Origin of the sequence: Gordonia desulfuricans NBRC 100010 (assembly GCF_001485495.1) — a bacterium.
GTDB lineage: Bacteria > Actinomycetota > Actinomycetes > Mycobacteriales > Mycobacteriaceae > Gordonia > Gordonia desulfuricans.
In genome coordinates, this window is record NZ_BCNF01000037.1 from 30211 (window position 1) to 52454 (window position 22244).

Annotated in this window: 16 protein-coding genes and 2 pseudogenes; 13 read left to right on the forward strand and 5 right to left on the reverse strand. The window is 68.1% G+C overall.

Going from position 1 to position 22244, the window contains the following annotated elements; translation table 11 throughout:
• The first annotated feature begins 1 nt into the window (after position 1).
• Positions 2-1822, forward strand: coding sequence for a hydantoinase B/oxoprolinase family protein (locus tag GD1_RS05985; RefSeq protein WP_059036329.1), 1821 nt, complete (start codon positions 2-4; stop codon positions 1820-1822).
• A gap of 128 nt (positions 1823-1950) precedes the next feature.
• Positions 1951-3162, forward strand: coding sequence for an amidase (locus tag GD1_RS05990; RefSeq protein WP_083533904.1), 1212 nt, complete (start codon positions 1951-1953; stop codon positions 3160-3162).
• A gap of 27 nt (positions 3163-3189) precedes the next feature.
• Here the strand turns inward: GD1_RS05990 and GD1_RS05995 are convergent, their stop codons facing one another.
• Positions 3190-3915, reverse strand: a complete 726-nt coding sequence (locus GD1_RS05995; RefSeq protein ID WP_053777420.1) for a FadR/GntR family transcriptional regulator — start codon at positions 3913-3915, stop codon at positions 3190-3192.
• 100 nt (positions 3916-4015) lie between these two features.
• Between GD1_RS05995 and GD1_RS06000 the strand changes: the two genes are divergently transcribed.
• The 11 genes and pseudogenes from GD1_RS06000 (at position 4016) to GD1_RS06050 (ending at position 17204) form a co-directional block, all read left to right on the forward strand.
• Entirely contained in the window at positions 4016-4927 is a 912-nt protein-coding gene (locus GD1_RS06000) for an alpha/beta hydrolase (RefSeq protein ID WP_059036331.1), read from the forward strand.
• A gap of 70 nt (positions 4928-4997) precedes the next feature.
• A complete protein-coding gene (locus GD1_RS06005) occupies positions 4998-6026 on the forward strand; it encodes a phosphotransferase family protein (RefSeq protein WP_059036333.1) in 1029 nt (342 codons plus the stop codon).
• A gap of 138 nt (positions 6027-6164) precedes the next feature.
• A pseudogene (locus tag GD1_RS06010) lies at positions 6165-6548 on the forward strand (fumarylacetoacetate hydrolase family protein); the annotation flags it as partial.
• A 173-nt stretch (positions 6549-6721) separates the two neighbouring features.
• Positions 6722-7980: pseudogene (locus tag GD1_RS06015) on the forward strand (amidohydrolase).
• Positions 7981-8129: 149 nt separating this feature from the next.
• Positions 8130-8654, forward strand: coding sequence for a hypothetical protein (locus GD1_RS06020; RefSeq protein ID WP_238403539.1), 525 nt, complete (start codon positions 8130-8132; stop codon positions 8652-8654).
• A 54-nt stretch (positions 8655-8708) separates the two neighbouring features.
• Complete coding sequence (locus GD1_RS06025) at positions 8709-9038, forward strand: cupin domain-containing protein (protein WP_020793638.1); 330 nt, start codon at positions 8709-8711, stop codon at positions 9036-9038.
• A gap of 235 nt (positions 9039-9273) precedes the next feature.
• Positions 9274-12987: a nitrate reductase subunit alpha gene (locus GD1_RS06030; protein ID WP_059036337.1), complete on the forward strand. Its 3714-nt coding sequence runs from the start codon at positions 9274-9276 to the stop codon at positions 12985-12987.
• Entirely contained in the window at positions 12987-14651 is a 1665-nt protein-coding gene (gene narH / locus GD1_RS06035; RefSeq protein ID WP_053777424.1) for a nitrate reductase subunit beta, read from the forward strand. Before GD1_RS06030 ends, narH begins: the two co-directional genes overlap by 1 nt.
• Positions 14648-15259, forward strand: coding sequence for a nitrate reductase molybdenum cofactor assembly chaperone (narJ, locus tag GD1_RS06040; protein ID WP_082365903.1), 612 nt, complete (start codon positions 14648-14650; stop codon positions 15257-15259). Before narH ends, narJ begins: the two co-directional genes overlap by 4 nt.
• On the forward strand, positions 15256-16005 hold the full coding sequence (gene narI / locus GD1_RS06045) for a respiratory nitrate reductase subunit gamma (protein ID WP_020789880.1): 750 nt from the start codon (positions 15256-15258) through the stop codon (positions 16003-16005). The genes narJ and narI overlap by 4 nt, the downstream gene beginning before the upstream one ends.
• Positions 16002-17204, forward strand: coding sequence for an MFS transporter (locus tag GD1_RS06050; protein WP_020789876.1), 1203 nt, complete (start codon positions 16002-16004; stop codon positions 17202-17204). Before narI ends, GD1_RS06050 begins: the two co-directional genes overlap by 4 nt.
• Here the strand turns inward: GD1_RS06050 and GD1_RS06055 are convergent.
• From GD1_RS06055 to GD1_RS06075, 4 genes are all read right to left on the reverse strand, one after another.
• Positions 17176-18654: a DHA2 family efflux MFS transporter permease subunit gene (locus GD1_RS06055; protein ID WP_059036339.1), complete on the reverse strand. Its 1479-nt coding sequence runs from the start codon at positions 18652-18654 to the stop codon at positions 17176-17178. The two genes, GD1_RS06050 and GD1_RS06055, sit on opposite strands and share 29 nt — an antisense overlap.
• 13 nt (positions 18655-18667) lie before the next feature.
• Positions 18668-20191, reverse strand: a complete 1524-nt coding sequence (locus GD1_RS06060) for a catalase (protein ID WP_059036341.1) — start codon at positions 20189-20191, stop codon at positions 18668-18670.
• A 291-nt stretch (positions 20192-20482) separates the two neighbouring features.
• The gene (locus GD1_RS06065; RefSeq protein WP_059036343.1) at positions 20483-21145 is read right to left on the reverse strand and encodes a nitroreductase family protein; all 663 of its coding nucleotides are present in this window, start codon (positions 21143-21145) and stop codon (positions 20483-20485) included.
• Between the two features lie 252 nt (positions 21146-21397).
• The gene (locus GD1_RS06075; protein WP_059036346.1) at positions 21398-22228 is read right to left on the reverse strand and encodes a glycosyltransferase family 2 protein; all 831 of its coding nucleotides are present in this window, start codon (positions 22226-22228) and stop codon (positions 21398-21400) included.
• Positions 22229-22244: the final 16 nt, after the last annotated feature.

Below are 22244 nucleotides of genomic sequence, written 5' to 3' on the forward strand. Positions count from 1 at the left end.
CATGGCGAAGGCCCTGATGCCCAAGGACGGCGTTTCCCTTGCCGCCGAGGCGAATCGGACGTGGAACACCGTCGAGGTCGACCCCATCACCCTGCGCGTCATCGGCGGTGCGCTCAACTCCATGGCCAAGGAGATGGCCCAGGTCTTGTACCGGATGGCCTATTCGAGCCTCATCCGCGAGTCCGAGGACCTCGGTGCGGGCATCTTCGATGTCAACGGACGTGAGCTGTGCGAGTCGGATTCGACTCCCATGCACTGCGGTTCGATCCCGGCCTACATCCGCGGCGTCAACCGGCGCCTGGCCGGCACGTACCGACCCGGCGACGTGATCCTGCACAACCATCCGTATCACGGTGCCGCACACTCCCCCGACTACGGCGTGATCATCCCCATCTTCTGGGAGGGCGAGCACATCGGATTCGCCGGGTGCACCGGACACGTCTCCGACATCGGCGGCAACTTCCCCGGTCTGTGCATGGACGTCGTCGACGTCTGGGCCGAGGGCAAGCTGATGGACTCGATGAAGATCTACGACGGCGGCGTGCGCAACGACATGCTGATCCAGCACATCCTGGACAATGTGCGTACCCCCGAGCAGAACCGCGGTGACCTCGAGGCGCTGATCGCCTGCTCGCGGATCGGCGAGAAGCGGTTCATCGAACTGCTCGAGAAGTACGGTCTCGACGTGGTGATGAGCGCCGCCGACCGCTGGATGGACTACTCCGAGGAGATGCTGCGCAGCCGGATCCGGGCGATCCCCAACGGCAGCTACGAGGCGCCGCTCGGCTATCTCGACGACGACGGCAAGAACCGCGGTGTGCCGCTGAAGGTCGCGGTGCGCGTGCAGGTGGAGGACGAGGACGTCCTGATCGACCTGACCGGTTCCAACGACCAGGTGCCGACGGCGTTCAACGTGCCCTTCGAGGGGTCGGTGTTGCCGGTCGCGGTGAGCGCGATCCGCACGATCCTGCTCGACGAGTACCTCACCGAGGAGTTCGTCCCGCAGAACGACGGCTGTTTCCGTCCCGTGCGGGCCTACGCACCCGAGGGAACGATCTTCAACCCGGACTTCCCGGCGTCGTGTTTTGCACGGTTCTCGCAGGTCAACCGGATCTTCGACTCGATCAACCTGGCGTTGGCGCCGGTGTTGCCGGAGCGGGCGATCGCCGGCTCGTCGGCGGCACTGTGCGCGATCGCCTATTCGGGTCTGGCCGAGGACGGCGAGTCGTACTGGGTCTACATCGAGATCAACGAGGGCTCCTACGGTGCGCGCAACGGCAAGGACGGGATGGATGCGGTGGACGCCCTGATGGCCAACACCCGCAACAACCCGATCGAAGAACTCGAGCTCAACCACGCCATGCGCGCCGAACGCTACGAGCTGCGTGACGAGTCGCCCGCGCCCGGCCGGTGGCGCGGCGGTATCGGCAGCGTGCGCACCTGGTACATGCAGACCGACACCTTCCTGGGCTCGGAGGCCGACAACCGGACCGACCCGCCGGCGGGCGCGCTCGGCGGCGGTGACGGAGCGTCCGGATCGTTCATACGCAATCCCGGCACGCCCGACGAGGAGGTGCTGTTCTCGAAGGTCACCCAGGAGGTCGTCCACGCCGGAGATCGCCTGGAGATCCGGATGCCGTCGGGCGGCGGATTCGGCGATCCCTTCCTGCGCGATCCGTTCGCGGTGCTCTCCGACGTGTGGGACGAGTACCTCACCGCCGAGGAGGCCCGCCGCGACTACGGTGTCGTCGTGAACACCGACGACTGGACGATCGACGCCGCTGCCACCGAGCAGGCGCGCTCGTCCCGGGTGGCGTCCTGACCCCAGGGTTCGGCGGGGCCGGCGACGGTGCCGGCCCCGCCGATCTCCCCGGTTCGGATCTCCCCGGTTCCGCCGCACCCGACGCCGGTGTCCCGCCGACCGGCGGGATCGTCGACGTCGCCGAACGGTTGAACACCGTCATCTCGTGGGTTCCGGCGTCCTCGGGTACCGACCCGGATGTGACGTCGGGACCGCTGAGCGGTGTGCGGATCGGGGTGAAGGACAACATCGCAGTGGGCGGCGTGCGCTCGACCTGCGGTTCGGCGTACTTCGCCGATCGGATCGCCGAATCCGACGCCGAGTGCGTGGGCGCGCTCAAACGGGCCGGTGCGATCATCACCTCCACCCTCAATCTCGCCGAGTTCGCCGTCGGTGTCACCAGTCAGAACTCCGCATCCGGTGGACCGGTGAACCCGTGGGACCCGGCCCGGGTCCCGGGCGGCTCCAGCGGCGGGTCCGGGGTCGCGGTGGCCGCCGGGATCGTCGACGTCGCGCTCGGCACCGACACCGGCGGGTCGATCCGCCTGCCCGCGGCCTGCTGCGGTGTGACCGGGCTACGCCCCTCGATCGGCACCCTCGACATGACCGGGATCTTTCCGGTGAGCGCCGGTTTCGACACCGTGGGACCGATCGCCCGTACCGCATCGCTGGTACACCGCACACTGTCGGCCCTGGTCGACTTCGATGTGGCACCCCGGCACGACGGGCCGTTGCGGATCGCGGTGCCGTGGCCGTTCGTGACCGCCGACGTCGACCCGGCGATCGGCGAGGCGGTCCGTACCACCACCGAGCTGCTCCGACGGCTCGGCCACACGGTGGTCGACATCCCGATCCCACACAGCGAATCGGCCCAGGACGTGGTCTACACGCTGATCTACTCCGACCTCGCACGGACACATGCACAACGGCTCGGCGACGAGCCCAGCCGGTTCCAGCCTGCGACCCGCGAGCGGATCAGCTTGGGGCTGAGCATCTCCGACGATCGCCGCGATGCCGCGCTCCGAGGGCGGGATGTGTTCCGGGCGGCGATGGTTCGGGTGTTCGCCGAGGCCGACGTGGTGCTGACGCCGGCCATGCCGGTCGATGTCCCGCCCCTCGGCGGCGATGACGCGGTGATCGCCCAGGCCCGTCGGATGGGGCAACTCACCTATCCGTGGTCGTTGCACACCGGCCCCACCCTGGCCCTGCCGATCGGGATACATCCGTCCGGCATGCCGATCGGTGGCCAGCTGACCGCCGCCGAGACCGATGAAGGACTCCTGCTCGCACTGGCCGAACAGATCCAGGACCACACCGACTGGCACCTGCGGACTCCGCCGATCCACGTCGACCGACGGTGAGGCCGCCCAGCGGGCCGACCGGCTGGTTCAGCCCTGACGTCTGAGCAGATCCATCTGCTTGTAGACGTCACCGAGGTGGTCGAGGTGGCGGCGCATGAGTGTCATCGCCGTCATCGAGTCCCGACGTTCGACCGCCTCGAGAATGGCCCGGTGGTCGGCGTCGACGCACCGCCAGAACCCCTCGGGCGCGGCATCGCGACTGAACCTGCTGCCGATCACCCGGAACACCGGGACGGTCACCAGGTCGAGCAGGGGGTTGTCGGCGGCGCGCAGCAGGATGCGGTGGAACTCCTGGTTGTTCGCATAGACCTCGGGGCCGATCTCGGCCGACGGGTCGAAGATGGTGGCGCGCAACTCTTCCAGATGCAGATCGGTGTGCCGGAAGGCGGCCGCACCGGCGGCCGGGACCTCGGTGAGCTGACGGACCTCCATCAGCTGGTCGACGGTGACCGCCTCGGCGGCGGCGAGGAGTGTCACCCCGGCCTCGAGGTGGGCGCTGAGCTGCCCGATGTCGGGCGTGGCGACGAATGTCCCGCCGGTGACACCGCGGGTGGTGTGGACCAGGTTCTCGCTGGCGAGTGAACGGATCGCCTCGCGGACGGTGCTCTGCCCGACACCGAACTCGGCGCGCAGCTCGGCGTCGGGTGGCAGTCGCGTTCCCGGGGTCAGCTCACCGGCCAGAATCCGTGTGCGAAGCGCATCGGCGACGACCTCGTACGCCGGCCGTCTACCGGACTTATTCGCCTCTGTCACAACATGTTCCGATCGTCTACGAGTTTCACCCAACCTATCAGATCCGGCGGCAGGCAACCGGGACACCTGAGGCATCTCGCACACGGACTACCCTGACCGGATGAAGCTGGGACTGACACGGACGATCGACCCCCGCCTGTACTCACTGGTCTATCCGACGCGCGAGTACTACCTGCAGCGTGGCTTCGGGCGAGGTCCGGCCGACCAGGCCGAGCTCATGTCGTTCCGGGCGGCGGCGCCCCCGCCCGAACCGGCCGATCCCCCGGCCGAGGTCGACGTCGTCGAGTACGGCGGCCGCCGGGTCCCGGTGCGGATTCATCGCCCCACGTCGGGCGATCCGGCCGGCGTACTCCTGGACATCCACGGCGGCGGCTTCATGATGGGGTCGGCGGCACGGCGCGACGTGGCCGGCCGCGCGATCGCGGATCGACTCGGCATCGCGGTGGTCGGCGTCGACTACCGCCTCGCACCGGAGAACCCGTGGCCCGCCGCACCGGATGACTGTGAGACCGTGGCACTCTGGCTCACCGGGCACACCGGCGAGTGCTTCGGCACCGACCACCTGGCCATCGGCGGGTTCTCCGCGGGCGCAACCCTCGCGATGACCACACTGCTCCGCCTTCGCGATCGCGGTGTCGGCGGATTCCGTGCGGCCGCATTACAATTCGGCACCTACGACCTCAGCGGGCAGACGCCGAGCGGACGGTCGATCGCCGACGAGTACTTCATCGAGGCCTATGCCGGATCGGCTGCCGACCGCACCCACCCCGACATCTCACCGGTCTATGCCGATCTGGCAGGTCTGCCGCCGACGCTGATCGTCGTGGGGCAGGACGACATCCTGATGTCCGACAACATCGTCATGGCCGCCCATCTCTCCGCCGCCCGGGTCGAGGTGGACCTGCGCGTCTACCCCGGCGCACCACACGGTTTCACCGCACACCCGACACCCATGGGACGAGCCGCGCTCGACGACGTCGACACGTGGCTCGGAGATCGGCTGCGCGCGTGAATCGGAATCCGCCCGGAACGCGGTACCGCCGTGATAGACCTGCGGTCGAGCGCCGGCGGGAAGGGCAACGATGACCGAACATGACGCGACGACAGAACCCGCAGGTATCGACCGCGCCTCGGTGACGGCCTGGTTCACCGGCACCGTCGCCGACGTGACCCCGCCCCTGCACTTCGACCTCATCACCGGCGGCCGGTCCAACCTGACCTATCGGGTCGTCGACGAGGCCGGCCATCGCTGGGTGCTGCGCAGGCCACCCACCGGCCACATCCTCGCCTCGGCCCATGACGTGGTCCGCGAATGGCACATCCTCGACATCCTCGCCGACACCCCGGTACCCGTGCCGCCGACCGTGGGATGCTGCACCGACCCGGCCGTCACCGGCGCCGACTTCTACGTGATGGACCACGTCGACGGTGTGGTGCTCGACGATGCGTCAACCGTCGCCGCCCTTCCCCGTCCGAACCGCACGACGGCGGCGTCGAACATGGTGGAGACGCTCGCCGCCATCCATGCGGTCGACACCGAGACCGGCGCCCTGACCGAGTTCCGCCGTCCCGGCGGATACATCGAACGGCAGTTGCGGCGGTGGGGCAGACAACTCACCGCGGGCGGCGTCGGACCCGGCCCGATCTGGGAGATCCACGAGCTTCTCGGCCGACGCATCCCGGCGCAACGGTGGACCGGTGTGGTGCACGGCGACTTCCGTCCCGGCAACCTGCTGATCACACCCGACGGCGAGGTGGCCGCCGTCCTCGACTGGGAGCTGTGGACCGTCGGTGATGTCCTCGCCGACCTCGGCTGGCTGGTCGCGAGCTGGTCCTCCGCGGACGTCTTCGGCTGGGCCCCCGACCCCGACGACGGATTCCCCGACACCGCAACCGTCGTCGACGAGTACGCCCGGCTGACCGGACGCGACGTCGGTGATCTGGACTTCTACCACGCGTTCGCGATCTGGCGTCTCGCGGCGATCGCCGAGGGGGTCGCCGCCCGTTTCCGGGCCGGCGCGATGGGCCAGCAGGACCTCGACATCGACGAGTTCGAACGACGATCGGCGCTGCTGGCGGGTATGGCGCGCGAGCTGCTGCGCCGGGCCTGAACGAGAGGATCAGAATGTGTGGGGCCCCAGGCGATCCCACGCGACGGTGAAGACCACCGCCGCGGACCGTCCGAGGTGACACCGGCGGTCGCGGTGAGCCCGTAGGATCATCGTCCGGATGCGACGAGGTCCAAGGACACCGCCACCAGCCTCGGCCCGATGCTGGTCACCCCGGACGAACTCGAGGACGTCCGCTCGGGACGTGGCCACCGCCTGTCGATGGTGGCGAGCGTCAACGGCGTCGAGATCTCGTCCGGGAACTGGTCGGACCTCCATTGGTCGTTCGGCGACATGATCGCCTACGCCTCACGCGGAACCCGTGTGGCACCCGGTGATCTCATCGGGAGCGGGACCGTCGCCACGGGATGTCTGCTCGAGCACATCGGGGTGGACCCGACCTCCGACCGGTGGCTGTCACCGGGAGACGTCGTCACCCTGGAGATCGAGCGGCTCGGCCGGATCCGATCGACGGTCCGTGCCGCGCGTCCGGTCCCCGAGATCCCGGCACCGGCCACGGTCTGAGCTGTCACACGTCATCGTGAGGGACAAACCCTCCACACTTACGCAGACCCACGGGGGTTTCACCCGGAGTGTCTGCGCAAGTGTGGAGGGTTTGGTGGGGCTCGGGGGTTCGGGCGAGTATCGTCGCCACCGACGCCCCGACACCTCGTTTCCCACCTGTCGCGGAGGTTCCCATGGCCGATCAGCCACGTGCCCAATCGATCCTGGACGCACTGAGCAGCACCCGTGAATGGCAGGCCGATCTCTATCGCGACCTGCATCAACACCCCGAACTCTCCCACCAGGAACACCGGACCGCGAAGCTGGTCGCCGACCGGCTGCGCGGACTGGGTCTCGACGTCCACGACGGAATCGGCGGGACCGGGGTGGTGGGCATCCTCCGCAACGGCGACGGCCCCACCGTCCTCGCCCGCGCCGACATGGACGCATTACCGGTCGCCGAGGCCACCGGGCTGCCCTACGCCAGCACCGAACAAGCCCAGGACCGCTCGGGCACAACGGTTCCGGTGATGCACGCGTGCGGTCACGACGTCCACGTGACCTGCCTGCTGGGTGCGGTCGAACTCCTCTCCCGCGGCACCGGCCACTGGTCGGGAACCTTCGTGGCCCTGTTCCAGCCCGCCGAGGAGTTCGGCGACGGCGCCGCCCGCATGGTCGACGACGGGCTCGCCGGCGTCCTCCCCCCGATCGACGTCGCCCTGTCCCAGCACGTCCTACCGGCACCGTCCGGGAGCGTCGGCACCCGCTCCGGGCCGGTGCTCTCCGCCGCCGACAGCATGCGCATCACCCTCTACGGCCGCGGCGCGCACGGGTCGATGCCGCAGGCCGCCGTCGACGCCGTCGTGCTCGCGGCGTCGGTGGTGATGCGGCTGCAGACCGTCGTCGCCCGCGAGGTGGCGCCCACCGACATCGCCGTGCTGACCATCGGTGCCCTCCACGCCGGAACCAAGAGCAACGTCATCGCCGACTCCGCGACCCTCGAACTCAACATCCGGACCTACTCCGACCAGGTGCGCGACAAGGTACTCGGCGCGATCCGCCGCATCGTCGAGGCCGAATGTCAGGCGGCCGGATCGCCGCGGCCGCCGGAGTTCGAGCCTGTACGACCACTTCCCGCCGACGATCAACGACGACGCCGTCACCGCGCGGGTGACCGACGCACTCACCGGGTTCTTCGGCGATCGGTTTGGTGCAGTTGCCGCTCCAGCCGGCCAGCGAGGACTTCAGCGACATCCCCCGCGCGCTCGGGGTTCCGAACACGTACTGGGGATTCGGTGGCATCGACCCCGAGCGCTACCAGCGGGCCGAAGCCGAGGGCCGGATCGACCAGGACATCCCGGTCAACCACTCCCCGACCTTCGCCCCGGTCATGCGGCCGACCCTCGACACCGGCACCGAGGCGCTGGTCGTCGCCGCGCTCGCGTGGCTGTGAGTGCTCGGCACACCCCGTCCCGGAAGGTGGCCAGGAAGATCACCTCGATCTCGGTAGGGTCCTCGTCCGCGCGATGCAGATCAGGACCACCGGGCTCCCGACGCCGCGCAACGTAGGCTGGGCGCACGCTCGACCCGAACGGAGACGGTATGCGCTCGACACACACCCTCGCCCGGCGATCCCTGGTGGCCCTGGTCGCCGCGGTGGGCACGCTCGTGCCGGTGTCCGGGGCCGCTGCAGCCCCGGTGGCGTCACCGGTACCCGTCGCAGCCGGTGTCCTGAGCATCTCGATCCCGGCACTCGATCCGTCGTGGACGCCGGTCACCGTCACGGCCCGGCCCGCGCCGCGCACGCTGCAGTACCCGCCGCCACCCGCCGCGGTGGACTTCTCCGTGAGCCCGCTGCAGCGCTACGACCCGCGCGCCGCCGACGATCACCTGCTGGTCTCGTGGCGCAACCTGCGATCGGGCAAGACCGGGACCCTGGTGCTGCGGCCGCGGCAGCTGCCGGAGTTCCCGACTCCCAGGAACACCTCGCACCGGTTGCCGACGTCGGCGGTCGCACCCACCGGTTCCGGGCCGGTGGTCGCGACGGTGACCGTGATCCGGGGCAGCGGCAAGGCCACCCGGACGGTGTCGGTGACGCCGGGTGCCACCGCGATCGACGTGCCCTGACCGCCGATATCCGGTTTCCCGCCACCACGCCGGAGTCGGTGTCACAGTGAAGACATGGAATCCTCCAACCTGCCCACCGTCGTCGACGAACTCATCACCACCGCCCACCGCGGGCACAACGGACGCGCCGCCCAGACCCTGCACGGCGGTTCGCAGCAGCGTCTGCGCCAGACCGTCATCGCCTTGACCGCGGGAACCGAACTCGCCGAACACGAGGCCCCCGCCGAGGCCACCCTGCAGGTGTTGCGCGGACACGTGACCCTCACCGCCGGCGTCCGCACCTGGCAGGGCACCGACGGCGACCTCGTCACCATCCCGGATGAGCGCCACGGGCTGTCGGCCCAGCAGGATTCGGCGGTCCTGCTGACCGTCATCACCGGCTGACCATCTGTGTCATCGTTTCGACACAGACCTCACAATGAGGAATATCCCATGTGAAATTCGCGTATTCCATACCGTCGATCGCGGATTTCGGCGAATCGGTAATTCGGTGATCAATTCCGCACCGGCACACGTTCACCCGCCATTCATGGAATTCATTGGATAGGCAAACCTGAGCTATTGTGCATTTCGTCCGATTACCCGCCACCGAATCGGCATGCGCCGTAGGGTGAGGCCCATGGCCGGATCACCGGACGTACAGGGCCCTGCGGCCTCCTCGCTGCTGAACGTCGGCAGATTCTTCACCCGCTGGGATGAAACCGCCGACGAGCGAGTGGTTTTCCGCAACGGGGGGCGTGCCGGCGATGTGTTCTACCGCGACCGCTGGAGTCACGACAAGATCGTGCGATCGACCCACGGGGTCAATTGCACCGGTTCATGTTCGTGGAAGGTCTACGTCAAAGACGGCATCATCACGTGGGAGACCCAGGAGACCGATTACCCGTCGGTCGGCCCCGACCGCCCCGAATACGAACCGCGCGGATGCCCGCGCGGCGCGGCATTCTCCTGGTACACCTACTCCCCCACCCGCGTGCGTCACCCGTACGCGCGCGGGGTCCTCGTCGAGATGTACCGGGCGGCCAAAGAAAAACTCGGCGACCCGGTTCTGGCGTGGGGCGACGTGGTCGGCGACCCGGTGCGTCGTCGCGCCTATCAGCAGGCCCGCGGCAAGGGCGGCCTGATCCGGGTCAGCTGGGACGAGGCCGTCGAGATCGCCGCCGCGGCCCACGTCCACACGATCAAGACCCACGGCCCCGACCGCTGCGCCGGATTCTCCCCGATCCCGGCCATGTCGATGGTGAGCCATTGCGTCGGAACGCGATTCATCCAGCTCATCGGCGGAGTGATGACGTCGTTCTACGACTGGTACGCCGACCTGCCGGTCGCGAGTCCCCAGGTGTTCGGCGACCAGACCGACGTCCCCGAATCCGGTGACTGGTGGGATGCGAGTTATCTGATGATGTGGGGATCGAATGTCCCGGTCACCCGCACCCCCGACGCCCACTGGATGGCCGAGGTCCGCTATCGCGGCACCAAGATCGTGACCGTCAGCCCCGATTACGCCGACAACACCAAGTTCGCCGACGAATGGCTGCCCGCGCAGGCCGGTACCGACGCCGCCCTCGCCATGGCGATGGGCCATGTCATCCTCTCTGAGTTCTTCGTCGCCCGCGACACCCCGTTCTTCACCGACTACGTCCGCACCTACACCGACCTGCCGTTCCTGATCCATCTCGACCAGACCGACGCCGGTTGGGTGCCGGGCAAGTTCGTCACCGCCGACGAGACCGGACTCCCGGGCGCCGATGCGACCGGCGACGACGCCCTGTGGAAGACGGTGCTGCTCGACGAGCAGACCGGGATGCCGGTGATCCCCAACGGTTCCATGGGTTTTCGCTACTCCGAATCAGGTGAGGGGCGCTGGAATCTCGATCTCGAGGGGGTCACACCGGCGCTGTCGCTGTACGGCCGCGCCGACGCGGAGTCGGTGCCGATCTCGCTCCCGGCGTTCGACGCCCCCGACGGCAGCGGATCGGTGCTGCACCGCGGGGTCCCCGCCGTCCGCGTCAACGGACATCTGGTGACCACGGTCTTCGACCTGATGCTCGCCCAGTACGGCGTCGGCCGCGACGGCCTACACGGCGACTGGGCGTCGGGCTACGACGACGCCGACACCCCCTACACCCCGGCCTGGCAGTCCGAGATCACCGGCGTCCCGGCGACGGCGGCGATCCGGATCGCCCGCGAATTCGCCGACAACGCAGCCGAATCCGGCGGCCGTTCGATGATCATCATGGGTGCCGGGATCTGCCAGTGGTTCCACGGCGACGCCACCTACCGGGCCATCCTGTCGCTGCTGATCCTCACCGGCAGCATGGGCCGCAACGGCGGCGGCTGGGCCCACTACGTCGGACAGGAGAAGTGCCGCCCGATCACCGGCTGGATCTCGCTGGCCAACGCCCTGGACTGGTCCCGCCCGCCACGCACCATGACCGGGACGTCGTACTGGTACATGCACACCGACCAGTGGCGCAACGACGGCTACTCCGCGGCATCGCTGGCCTCGCCGCTGGCCCGCGGCACCCTCACCCACGAACACACCGCCGACGCGATCGCCCAGTCCGCACGCCTGGGCTGGATGCCGTTCTATCCGCAGTTCGACCGCAACCCGCTCGACATCGCCGACGAGGTGACCGCCGCCGTGGGTTCCGGTGCGGCCACCGACGTCCCGAGCGAGGTGGCCGCGCGACTCGTCGACGGACGGCTGACCCCGGCGATCACCGACATCGACGCCCCGGAGAACTGGCCGCGGACCCTGGTGCTGTGGCGGTCGAACCTGCTCGGATCGTCGGCGAAGGGCAACGAGTACTTCCTGCGGCACCTGCTGGGTACCCACCACAACGTGCTGGGGACCGAGAACCCCGAGACGCCACGGCCATCCGAGGTGATCTGGCGCGACCAGGCCCCGGAGGGCAAACTCGACCTGTTGCTGTCGGCGGACTTCCGGATGACCTCCACCACGCTGCTCTCGGATGTGGTCCTGCCGGCCGCCACCTGGTACGAGAAGCACGACCTCTCCTCCACCGACATGCATCCCTTCGTTCATGCCTTCTCCCCGGCCATCACCCCACCGTGGGAGGCGAAGTCGGATTTCGACCTGTTCCATCTGCTCGCCCGCAAGCTCTCCGAGCTCGCCCGCACCCATCTCGGAGTCCGCAAGGACCTGGTGAGTGTGCCGCTCCAGCACGACACACCCGGCGAGACCGCACAACCGCATGGGCGGGTGCGCGATTGGCGCGACCCCGACATCCCGGCGGTAGCCGGCAAGAACATGGGGGTGTTCAGCGTCGTCGAGCGCGACTACACCGCGATCGCCGACAAACTTGCCGCGATCGGGCCACTCGCCGACACACTCGGCTTCACGGTCAAGAACGTCACCTTCGACCTGACCGAGGCCACAACGCAGCTGGCCGGGACCAACGGGGTGATGCTCGGCGGTGCCGGCGACGGCCGGCCGGCGATCGACACCGATGCCAAACTCGCCGAGGCCATCCTGACGTTGTCGGGAACCACCAACGGCGCGTTGGCCGTCGACGGATTCGAGAAACTCGGACGCCGCGTCGGCAAGCAGCTCACCGACCTCGCGATCGGCGCCGAGGACAAACGCATCACCTTCGCCGACACCCAGCGCGCACCGGTCCCGGTGATCACCTCACCGGAGTGGTCGGGATCGGAGACCGGTGGTCGCCGCTACGCCCCGTTCACCACCAACATCGAGCGGCTCAAACCCTTCCACACCCTCAGCGGCCGAATGCACTTCTACCTCGATCACGACTGGATGATCGACCTCGGCGAGGCCTTGCCGATCTATCGTCCGCCGCTGGACATGCACCGGCTGTTCGGGGAACCCAAGTTGGGACCCGACGGCGCACAGCAGGTCACAGTGCGTTACCTGACACCCCATTCCAAATGGTCCATCCACTCCGAGTACCAGGACAACCTGTTCATGCTGTCGCTCTCGCGGGGCGGGCCCACCGCCTGGCTCAGTCCCGCCGATGCCGCCGCGATCGGGGTGTCCGACAACGAGTGGATCGAATGCGTCAACGCCAACGGGGTCCTGGTGTGCCGGGCGATCGTGAGTCACCGTATGCCCGAGGGCGTCTGCTACGTCTACCACGCGCAGGAACGCACCATCGACGTACCGAAGTCGGAGGCCACCGGACGCCGCGGCGGCATCCACAACTCCGTCACCCGGCTGCTGGTGAAGCCGACCCACCTGATCGGCGGGTATGCCCAGTTGTCTTATGCCTTCAACTATCTCGGTCCGGCCGGCAACCAGCGTGACATGGTGTCGACCATTCGCAGGCGCAGCCAGGAGGTGACCTACTGATGCGAGTGATGGCGCAGGTCGGGATGGTGATGAACCTCGACAAGTGCATCGGCTGCCACACCTGCTCGGTGACGTGCAAACAGGCGTGGACCAACCGTTCCGGTACCGAGTACGTCTGGTTCAACAACGTCGAAACCCGCCCTGGACAAGGATATCCACGACGATACGAGGACCAGGAACGCTGGCGCGGCGGATGGCGGCTCAACCGCCGCGGCAAGCTGCGGCTGCGTACCGGCGGGCGGCTGCAGAAGCTGCTCACCATCTTCGCCAGCCCGGTGCAGCCCACCATCTCCGACTACTACGAGCCCTGGACCTACGACTATCAGACGCTGGTCGAGGCGCCACTCGGCGACGACTTCCCCGTCGCCCGACCCAAGTCGCTGCTGACCGGCGAGGACACCAAGGTCACCTGGTCGGCCAACTGGGACGACAACCTCGGCGGTGCAACCGAATACGGCGATCTCGACCCCGTCGTCGCCAAGCTTCGGCAGGAGTCGTCCGACGCGGTGACGTTCAGCTTCGAGCAGACCTTCATGTTCTATCTGCCGCGGATCTGCGAGCACTGCCTCAATCCGTCGTGTATGGCGTCGTGCCCGTCCGGGGCGATCTACAAACGCGCCGAGGACGGGATCGTGCTGGTGGATCAGGACCGCTGCCGCGGCTGGCGGCAGTGCATCACCGGATGTCCTTACAAGAAAATCTATTTCAACCACAAGTCGGGCAAGGCCGAGAAGTGCACGCTGTGCTATCCGCGGATCGAGGTGGGGCAACCGACGGTGTGCTCGGAGACCTGCGTCGGCCGCCTCCGCTACCTCGGTCTGTTCCTCTACGACGTCGACGCGGTGACCGCCGCGGCGTCGACCCCGGATCCGCAGGACCTGTATCAGGCACAACTGGACCTGCTGCTCGACCCGAACGACCCACAGGTCATCGCCGCGGCGCGCCGGGACGGCATCCCCGAGGACTGGCTCGATGCCGCACGCCGGTCGCCGATCTATGCGCTGGCCAAGGAGTTCCGGGTGGCGTTGCCGTTGCACCCGGAGTACCGCACCATGCCGATGGTCTGGTACGTCCCGCCGCTGTCGCCGATCGTGGACCTGCTCGCCGGCCAGGGCCACGACGCCGAGGACCACCGAAATCTGTTCGGCGCCATCGACACCCTCCGCATCCCGGTGGAGTACCTGGCCGAGCTGTTCACCGCCGGGGACACCGGCGTGATCGACACCGTGCTGCGGCGCCTCGCCGCGATGCGCTCCTACATGCGCGATGTGACCCTCGGGCGCGAGACCGACGCGACCATCCCGGCGTCGGTCGGGCTGTCGGAGGAGCAGATCTACCGGATGTACCGACTGATGGCACTCGCCAAATACGAAGAGCGCTATGTGATCCCCCCGGCACACCTGGAGCAGGCGGAGAACCTCGACGAGATGGCCTGCTCCCTGGACTACGACGACGGGCCCGGGATGTTCGAGTCGGGGGCCTTCGGCGAGGCCAGTGGCCGGCCCGCCCCGGTGTCGGTGGAGACCTTCCACGCGCTGCGCCAACGCCAGACCAGCGATTCGGCGACCAGCGAGTCGGTGCTGGCCGGCCGCACCAACCTGCTGAACTGGGACGGCAACGGCGCGCCGGCCGGCCTGTTCCCGCGTCGTGAGGACCGATCATGAGGCTGCGGATGCGACGCCCCCTCACCACCACCGATCACCGCGTCGTCCACCAGGTGGCGTCATGGTGTCTGGGCTACCCGGATGACGCGCTGCTGGCGCGCCTTCCGCTACTCGACGCCGCACTGGCCGAACAGGATGACACCGAGGCCACCGATCTGCTGCGCGGCATGGTGCGACATCTCGCCCAGACACCGCCGGAGGTGTTGCGCCACGACTACATCGACCTGTTCGACCTGAATCGCAAACACACGCTGTACCTGACCTATTGGACCGACGGTGACACCCGACGCCGCGGTGAATCACTGGCCGCGATCAAACAGCTCTACCGCGATTCGGGTTTCGTCGTCGACCTCCACGGCGAACTGCCGGATCATCTCCCGATCATCCTGGAGTTCTGCGCCATCGCCGATCCCGAGCGCGGCACCGAACTGCTCCGGACACACCGACGGGCCCTCGAGTCGATCCGGCAGGCATTGACTGAGCGTGGCAGCCGCCATGCCGACGTCCTCACCGCGATCTGCTCCACCCTGCCTGCCGGGGAGGGCACGGGATTCGGGGTGCGTACCGAGATCCCCATCGAGGCAGTCGGTCTGGAGACGTTCCGATGAGCATCTTCCTGTGGGGAGTCCTGCCGTACATCACGCTGCTGACCGTCATCGGCGGCACCATCTGGCGCTACCGCTACGACAAGTTCGGCTGGACCACCCGCTCGTCGGAGCTGTACGAGTCGCGGCTGTTGCGATTCGCCTCCCCCCTGTTCCACTACGGCATCCTCGTGGTGATCGCCGGCCACGCCATCGGCCTGGTCATCCCCCAGTCGTGGACCGACGCCATCGGGATCTCGGAGACGATGTACCACTGGGGTGCAGCCGGTTTCGGGCTGATCGCCGCCGTCGCCACCCTGGTCGGCGTAGGTCTGCTGATCTATCGACGCCGCACCACCGGACCGGTGTTCATGGCGACCACCCGCAACGACAAACTCATGTACCTGGTGCTCGTCTGCGCCCTGGTGGCCGGCACCGTGATCACCGTGGTCGGCGCGGTCGACCCCCACGGTGAGGGGGTGAACTACCGGGAGACCGTCTCACCGTGGTTCCGGTCGGTCTTCTTCCTCCACCCCGACATCGACGCGATGTCGGCGGCGCCGTTACGGTTCCACATCCACGTGGTGATCGGCATGCTGCTGTTCTGCCTGGTGCCGTTCACCCGGCTGGTCCACATCTTCACCGCCCCACTGCACTACTTCTTCCGGCCCTACATCGTCTACCGCAGCCGTGACGTGGCGGCGGCGCCCGGAAACCGTCCGAGCCGACCGGGCTGGGCCCCGGTCGGAGTGAGGGATCGCGACCGATGACCACCGTGCCCACCACCCCCGTCGCCGTCTCCGCACGTGCGCAGTCGGTCAACCTGACCCTGGCGACCCTCGCCTTCACCGTCAGCTTCTGGGCATGGAACCTGATCGGGCCGTTGGGTATCCGGTACGCAGAGGACCTCGGGTTGTCGGCATCGCAGAAGTCGGTGCTGGTGGCCATCCCGATCCTGGTGGGTTCGGTGGGCCGAATCCTCACCGGCGCCCTCACCGACCGCTTCGGTGGCCGCACCATGTTCCCGATCCTGCTGATCGCGACAGTCCCGTTCGTCCTGCTGGTGGCGCTCGGCGGGTACCTCGACAGCTACTGGTTGCTGATCGCCGCCGGATTCTTCCTCGGGATCGGCGGCACCACCTTCGCCGTCGGCATCCCGTTCGTGAACTCCTGGTACGACCCGTCCCGACGCGGATTCGCCACCGGTGTCTTCGGCGCAGGTATGGGCGGGACCGCCCTCTCGGCGTACTTCACCCCACGATTCGTGTCGTGGTTCGGCTATGTCACCACGCATGTGATCATCGCGGTGGTGCTGGTGGTGGTCGCGCTGATCTGCCGCACCTGGATGCGGGATTCGCCACGCTGGGCGCCCAACCACGATCCGGTGGTACCGAAACTGGTTGCCGCGGCGAAACTCCCGGTGACGTGGCAGATGAGTTTCCTCTATGCCGCGGCATTCGGCGGATTCGTCGCGTTCTCCACCTACCTTCCGACCTATCTCAACGATGTGTACTCGCTGGACATCAAGGCCGCGGGCACACGCACCGCCGGATTCGCGATCGCCGCGGTCATCGCACGCCCCGTCGGCGGGGTACTCGCCGACCGGTTCGGACCGCGGCCGATCACACTGATCTCGTGTGGCGGTGCCGCGGTCCTGGCGATCTGGATGATGACCAAACCACCACTGGAACTGCCCGCCGGCGTCGACTTCGTCCTGATGGCGCTGTGCATGGGCCTCGGCTCCGGATCGGTGTTCACCTGGGTCGCGCAGGCAGCACCGGCCGAACGGGTCGGGTCGGTCACCGGGATCGTCGGTGCGGCAGGCGGTCTGGGCGGGTTCTTCCCACCGCTGGTGATGGGTGCGACCTATGACGCCGTCGACCACAGCTACACGATCGGGTTGGGCCTGCTCGTCGGATTCGCCGCGCTGGCAACACTGTTCACGGCATTCGGGATTCCCCGCCGCTGACCGGTCCGGTGCGGGTGACCGCATCCTGGCAGGCACTGTTCACCGCAGGCAGCACCTGCGGCCGGAAGCCCGCGCCCCGCCGGATGGTCGACGCCGCGACCACCCCACCGGCCGCACAGCACCCTGCCGCGATCCACATCGCGACACCGAAACCGGTGCCGAGCGGCTGCCCCGGTCCGACGTCGAGACCGGCAACGGCGGGCAGCACCGCAACCGCCACCAGTCCGGCCACGCGGGCGACGGCGTTGTTGACCCCCGACGCGGTACCGGCCCGGGCGTCGTCGACGGCACCGAGCGCCGCCGCGGTCAACGGGGCCACGGTGACCGCCATCCCCAGCCCGAACACCACCACCGCCGGGAACACCGCGCCGAGATAGCTCGCGCCCGGAGTCACGCGCGCCATCAGCGCCAGCCCGATGCCCGCGATCACCGGGCCCACCGTCATCGGGATGCGGGGACCGGTGCGCTGGGCCAGACGCCCCGAGACCGGCGACCCGAACAGCATGATCAGCGTGCTGGGGAACATCGCGGCACCGGCCTCGAATGCCGAATAGCCCAGACTCTGCTGCAACTGCAGGGCCAGCAGGAACAGGGCACCGCCCAGCGCCGCATACACCAGCAGGGTGGTCAGGTTGGCCCCGCTGAACTGCCTCGACCGGAACAGTTGCCAGGGCAACAGCGGGGCGGACACACGCGTCTCGACGACGCCGAAGCCGATCAGGGCCACGATGCCGACGACTCCGGCCACGATCGTCGGGGACGACCAGCCGCGGCCCGGGCCCTCGATCAGCGCATAGACCACCCCGGCGAGTCCGAGTGTCATCATGGCCGCCCCGGCCACGTCGAGGCGCCCGTCGGCGCGATCTCTGGACTCGGGCACATGCCGCACCGCGATCGCGATGGCGGCAACCGCGAGCGGGACGCTCAGGAAGAACACCCACCGCCAGGACACCGCGTCGACCAGCCAGCCGCCGACGAAGGGCCCCAGAGCGCTGGTCGCACCCGACATCCCCGCCCACACGCCCACCGCACCGCCCCGGTCGTCCGGGCTGATCTCGGCGTTGATCAGGGCCAGGCTGCCGGGCACCACCGCGGCGGCCGCGACCCCCTGGACGAGTCGGGCCACGACGAGCCATTCGACGCCGGGTGCCAGCCCGCAACCGGCCGAGGCGACCGCGAACACCGCCAGGCCGCCGACGAAGATCGCACGCCGACCGTAACGATCACCGGCGACCCCGCCGACGAGCAGCAGCGCACCGAGGGTCAGCATGTAGCCGTCGAGGACCCACTGCTGGCCGCGGAGGTCGGTCTCGAGGTCACGGGCGATCGCCGGGAGTGCGACCGTCACCACGGTGCTGTCGAGGAACGCCACCCCGGAACCGAGTACGGCGGCGGCGATCAGCCACCGGCCCTGCGCGGACGCCGCCCGGATACCGGCGTCCGCGGTCATGGGCCGTCTGCGCTCACGCCTTCTCCTGCATCGACGACCGCGCCGGATTGCCCTGCGCGTCCTTCTTGGGATCGGGCTCGTCGGCCTTCGCCCGCACCCCCTGCTCGATCCGTGCCCCCACCCCCTCGTCGATCCGGCGCCAGTACTCGAACGCGCGACCGAGGACCGGCTCGCTCACACCATTGAGCAGATGGCCGACGACGTTGTCCACCAACCGGTCCCGGGCGGCGTCGTCGAGGACGTCGCGCACCATGGTGCCGGCCTGTCCCCAGTCGTCGTCCTCCGGATGGTCGACGTAGGCGCTCCGCACGATCTGACCGTCGGCAGCCCACTGCGGCTCGGGTTGACCGGTGAATCCCGACGCCGACGGCCCGCCCTTCGAGTTGGGTGCGTAGACCGGGTCGGTGACCGGCGTGATCCGCATGGCACCGTCCTTGGAATAGCTGTGCACCGGGCATCGCGGTGCGTTCACCGGGATCTGTTTGTAGTTGCCGCCCAGCCGTGCCCGATGGGCGTCGGCGTAGCTGAACACCCGGGCGAGGAGCATCCGGTCCGGGCTGAATCCGATGCCGGGTACCACATTGTTCGGTTCGAAGGCCGCCTGCTCGATCTGGGCGTGATTGTCGGTGGGGTTGGTGTGCAACGTCATCCGCCCCACCTCGTGCAGGGGATAGTCGCCGTGCGGCCACACCTTGGTCAGGTCGAACGGGTTGAACCGATAGGCGACCGCGTCGTCGTAGGGCATCAGCTGGACCTTCAGTGTCCAACTCGGATGGTCTCCCGCAGCGATCGTCTCGAACAGGTCACGCGTGTGGAAATCGGTGTCGGCAGAGACCATCTGGTCGGCCTCGTCCTGGGTGAAGAACTCCACCCCCTGATCGGTGATGAAGTGGTACTTCACCCAGTGCTTCACCCCAGAGGCGTTGACCCACAGATAAGTATGCGAGCTGTAGCCGTTCATATGACGCCACGTCTTGGGGATTCCGCGGTCACCCATCAGCCAGGTGACCTGGTGTGCCGACTCCGGCGAGAGCGTCCAGAAGTCCCATTGCATGTCGTGATCGCGAAGATTGTTGTCGGCGCGGCGTTTCTGCGACCGGATGAAGTGCTGGAACTTCATCGGGTCCTTCATGAAGAACACCGGCGTGTTGTTCCCCACCATGTCGTAGATGCCCTCGTCGGTGTAGAACTTGAGCGCGAATCCTCGCGGGTCACGCCAGGTGTCGGGGCTCCCCCGCTCGCCGGCCACCGTGGAGAAGCGCGCCATCATGTCGGTCTTCACACCGGATCGGAACACCGACGCGCACGTGTAGGCCGACACGTCCTGTGTCACCTCGAACGTCCCGAACGCCCCGCTGCCCTTTGCATGCGGCTGCCGTTCCGGAATGCGTTCGCGGTTGAACTGGGCCATCTGCTCGATCAGGTAGTGATCGTGCAGGACGATCGGCCCGGCCGGGCCCACCGTCAACGAGTGCTCGTCACTCCCTGCCGGAGCACCGGAATCGGTTGTGGTGTAGTAATTGTCGGGCTGTGTCATTCGTATCGTCTCCAACGCAGATTGATTCACGGGACCAGCGATCCCGCCGTCACCGCGTGACGCCTGAGGGTGCAGGCGGCGGTGCACCTGATTTTCAGCTCCGCCCCCGACTGTAGCCGTCCGAGCCGATTTCCGCCGCCGGCGCCCGGTGATACAGTGAATATTCTTCCACCAGAACGCATTCTCTTTCTTGCGAGTCCGATTCAGCCCGCTGCGAGCGGTGGTCGGGTGCGGGCCGACCACCGGAGGCGGTACGGACACGGGCGACGACTCGATATCGAGCCGGGCCGATCAGGTCAACGGCTCACCGTCGAAGCGTTCACGGGTGACGAAGTCGCGCACCTCGACCCGGCGCAGGCGGGTGAGTTGGCGGACCGGCCTGCCGAGCGGGATCACCGCGGCCAGTGCGTGAGAATCCGGTATTCCCAACAGTTCTCGCACGGCCGGCTCCTCGGCGACGGCCATACTGGTGATGGTCCCGCCGTATCCGCGGGAGCGGGCGATGGTGAGGATGTTCCAGACGAGCGGATAGATCGATGCGCCACCGACGATCCCGATGCGATCGAGTCCCGAATCGGTGGTGGCGACCTTGCCGAGGTCCACCGCCGCCACCAGCACCACCGGAGCCGTCACGATCGAACTTACAAAACCGTCGACACCGGGAACCGCGGCGATCTCCTCGGGAGTCGCGGTGGTGGGCTGCAACGGATTCCACGGGTTCTCGCCCCTTCTGCGCTGTGCGAGGTAGCGTCGGGCGGCGGGTTTGCTCAGCTCCGCGAGACGCGCCTTGGTGTCGGCGTCACGAACGACGACGATGTGCGCACCCTGCCGATTTCCGCCGCTCGGGGCGAATCGTGCGGTGTCGAGGATCTCGACGAGAACGTCGTCGGGCAGTGGTGCGTCGGTGAACTCACGCGCCGCGAACGTGGTGCGGATGACGTCGTCGAATTCCATCGTGGCCTCTCATCGTCGGGTGGCGTCAGTCCCATCGTGCCCCTCGAACCCGATCGACCGCACGGTGGGCATGCAGAAGTGCCCGGTCAACGGGTTGGAGCGCCCGGTCAACGCGGTCGGGTGCCCGGTCAACGCGATTGGGCGCCCGGTCAACGCGGTGGGGCGCCCGGTCAACGCGATCAGGCGCCCGGTCAACGGGGTGGAGCGCCCGATCAACGCGGTCGGGTGCCCGATCGGCGTGGTGCGGGTGGGTCAGGGAAGCAGTCGTGCGATGCGGGCGATGCCGTGGTGCAGACGTGACGTCGCATGCCAGCGGGCTGCCCGCGCGGCCCGGTCCCAGCCCAATGCGGCGCATCGGGCCGCCTCACCGTCGAAGAACGCGTTCTCCTCGGCGAAGCGGCGGCCGTCGACGGCCTGGACCGAGCTCACCGACTCGACGTGGCGGCGGTACCGGAACACCACCGTCGGGTCGTGGACCAGGCTGCCACCGGCGGCGGTGAGGTCGACGAGCAGGGCGAGGTCGAGCACGATCTCCAGTCCGGGCCGGAACCCGACCTGCCGCACCGCGTCGGTGTTCCACAGCAGCGACGGGAAGTAGGTCCAGTTGCCGTGGTAGAGCCCGGCGGCCAGCCGCTCCCCCGACAGCACGCCGGCACGGCGCGGTGCGAGGACGGATTTGATGCGGTCGCCGAGCGGGCGGACCACGGCGTCGTCGGCGTCGATCACCTCCACACCCGGGGCGATCACCGCCGCACCCGGATTCTGCTCGACGAGTCGTCGCACCGTGGCCAGATAGTCCGGGAGCATCACGTCGTCGCAGCCCATCACCACGAACCACCCGGCGGTGACGAGCTCCACACAGCGCCGGAAGTTGCCGTTGACCCCGAGATTGGTCTCGTTGCGCACGTACTCGACGCGCCCGTCACCCAACCCCGACAGCCATTCCCGCGGTTGCGGATCCGGATAGCAGTCGTCCACGACGACCAGCCGGAGGTCCGGATCGGACTGCGCGAGCACACTGCGCACAGATCGTCGGAACTGTCCGGGATCTCCGTAGTACGGCATCATCACGTCGATCGGCACCCGACCAGCCTAGAAG

Coding starts and splice junctions, on each gene's coding strand:
- GD1_RS05985 (WP_059036329.1), top strand. CDS start 2: ATGGCGAAGGCCCTGATGCCCAAGGACGGCGTTTCCCTTGCCGCCGAG.
- GD1_RS06000 (WP_059036331.1), top strand. CDS start 4,016: ATGAAGCTGGGACTGACACGGACGATCGACCCCCGCCTGTACTCACTG.
- GD1_RS06005 (WP_059036333.1), top strand. CDS start 4,998: ATGACCGAACATGACGCGACGACAGAACCCGCAGGTATCGACCGCGCC.
- GD1_RS06020 (WP_238403539.1), top strand. CDS start 8,130: ATGCGCTCGACACACACCCTCGCCCGGCGATCCCTGGTGGCCCTGGTC.
- GD1_RS06025 (WP_020793638.1), top strand. CDS start 8,709: ATGGAATCCTCCAACCTGCCCACCGTCGTCGACGAACTCATCACCACC.
- GD1_RS06030 (WP_059036337.1), top strand. CDS start 9,274: ATGGCCGGATCACCGGACGTACAGGGCCCTGCGGCCTCCTCGCTGCTG.
- narH (WP_053777424.1), top strand. CDS start 12,987: ATGCGAGTGATGGCGCAGGTCGGGATGGTGATGAACCTCGACAAGTGC.
- narJ (WP_082365903.1), top strand. CDS start 14,648: ATGAGGCTGCGGATGCGACGCCCCCTCACCACCACCGATCACCGCGTC.
- narI (WP_020789880.1), top strand. CDS start 15,256: ATGAGCATCTTCCTGTGGGGAGTCCTGCCGTACATCACGCTGCTGACC.
- GD1_RS06050 (WP_020789876.1), top strand. CDS start 16,002: ATGACCACCGTGCCCACCACCCCCGTCGCCGTCTCCGCACGTGCGCAG.
- GD1_RS06055 (WP_059036339.1), bottom strand. CDS start 18,654: ATGACCGCGGACGCCGGTATCCGGGCGGCGTCCGCGCAGGGCCGGTGG.
- GD1_RS06060 (WP_059036341.1), bottom strand. CDS start 20,191: ATGACACAGCCCGACAATTACTACACCACAACCGATTCCGGTGCTCCG.
- GD1_RS06065 (WP_059036343.1), bottom strand. CDS start 21,145: ATGGAATTCGACGACGTCATCCGCACCACGTTCGCGGCGCGTGAGTTC.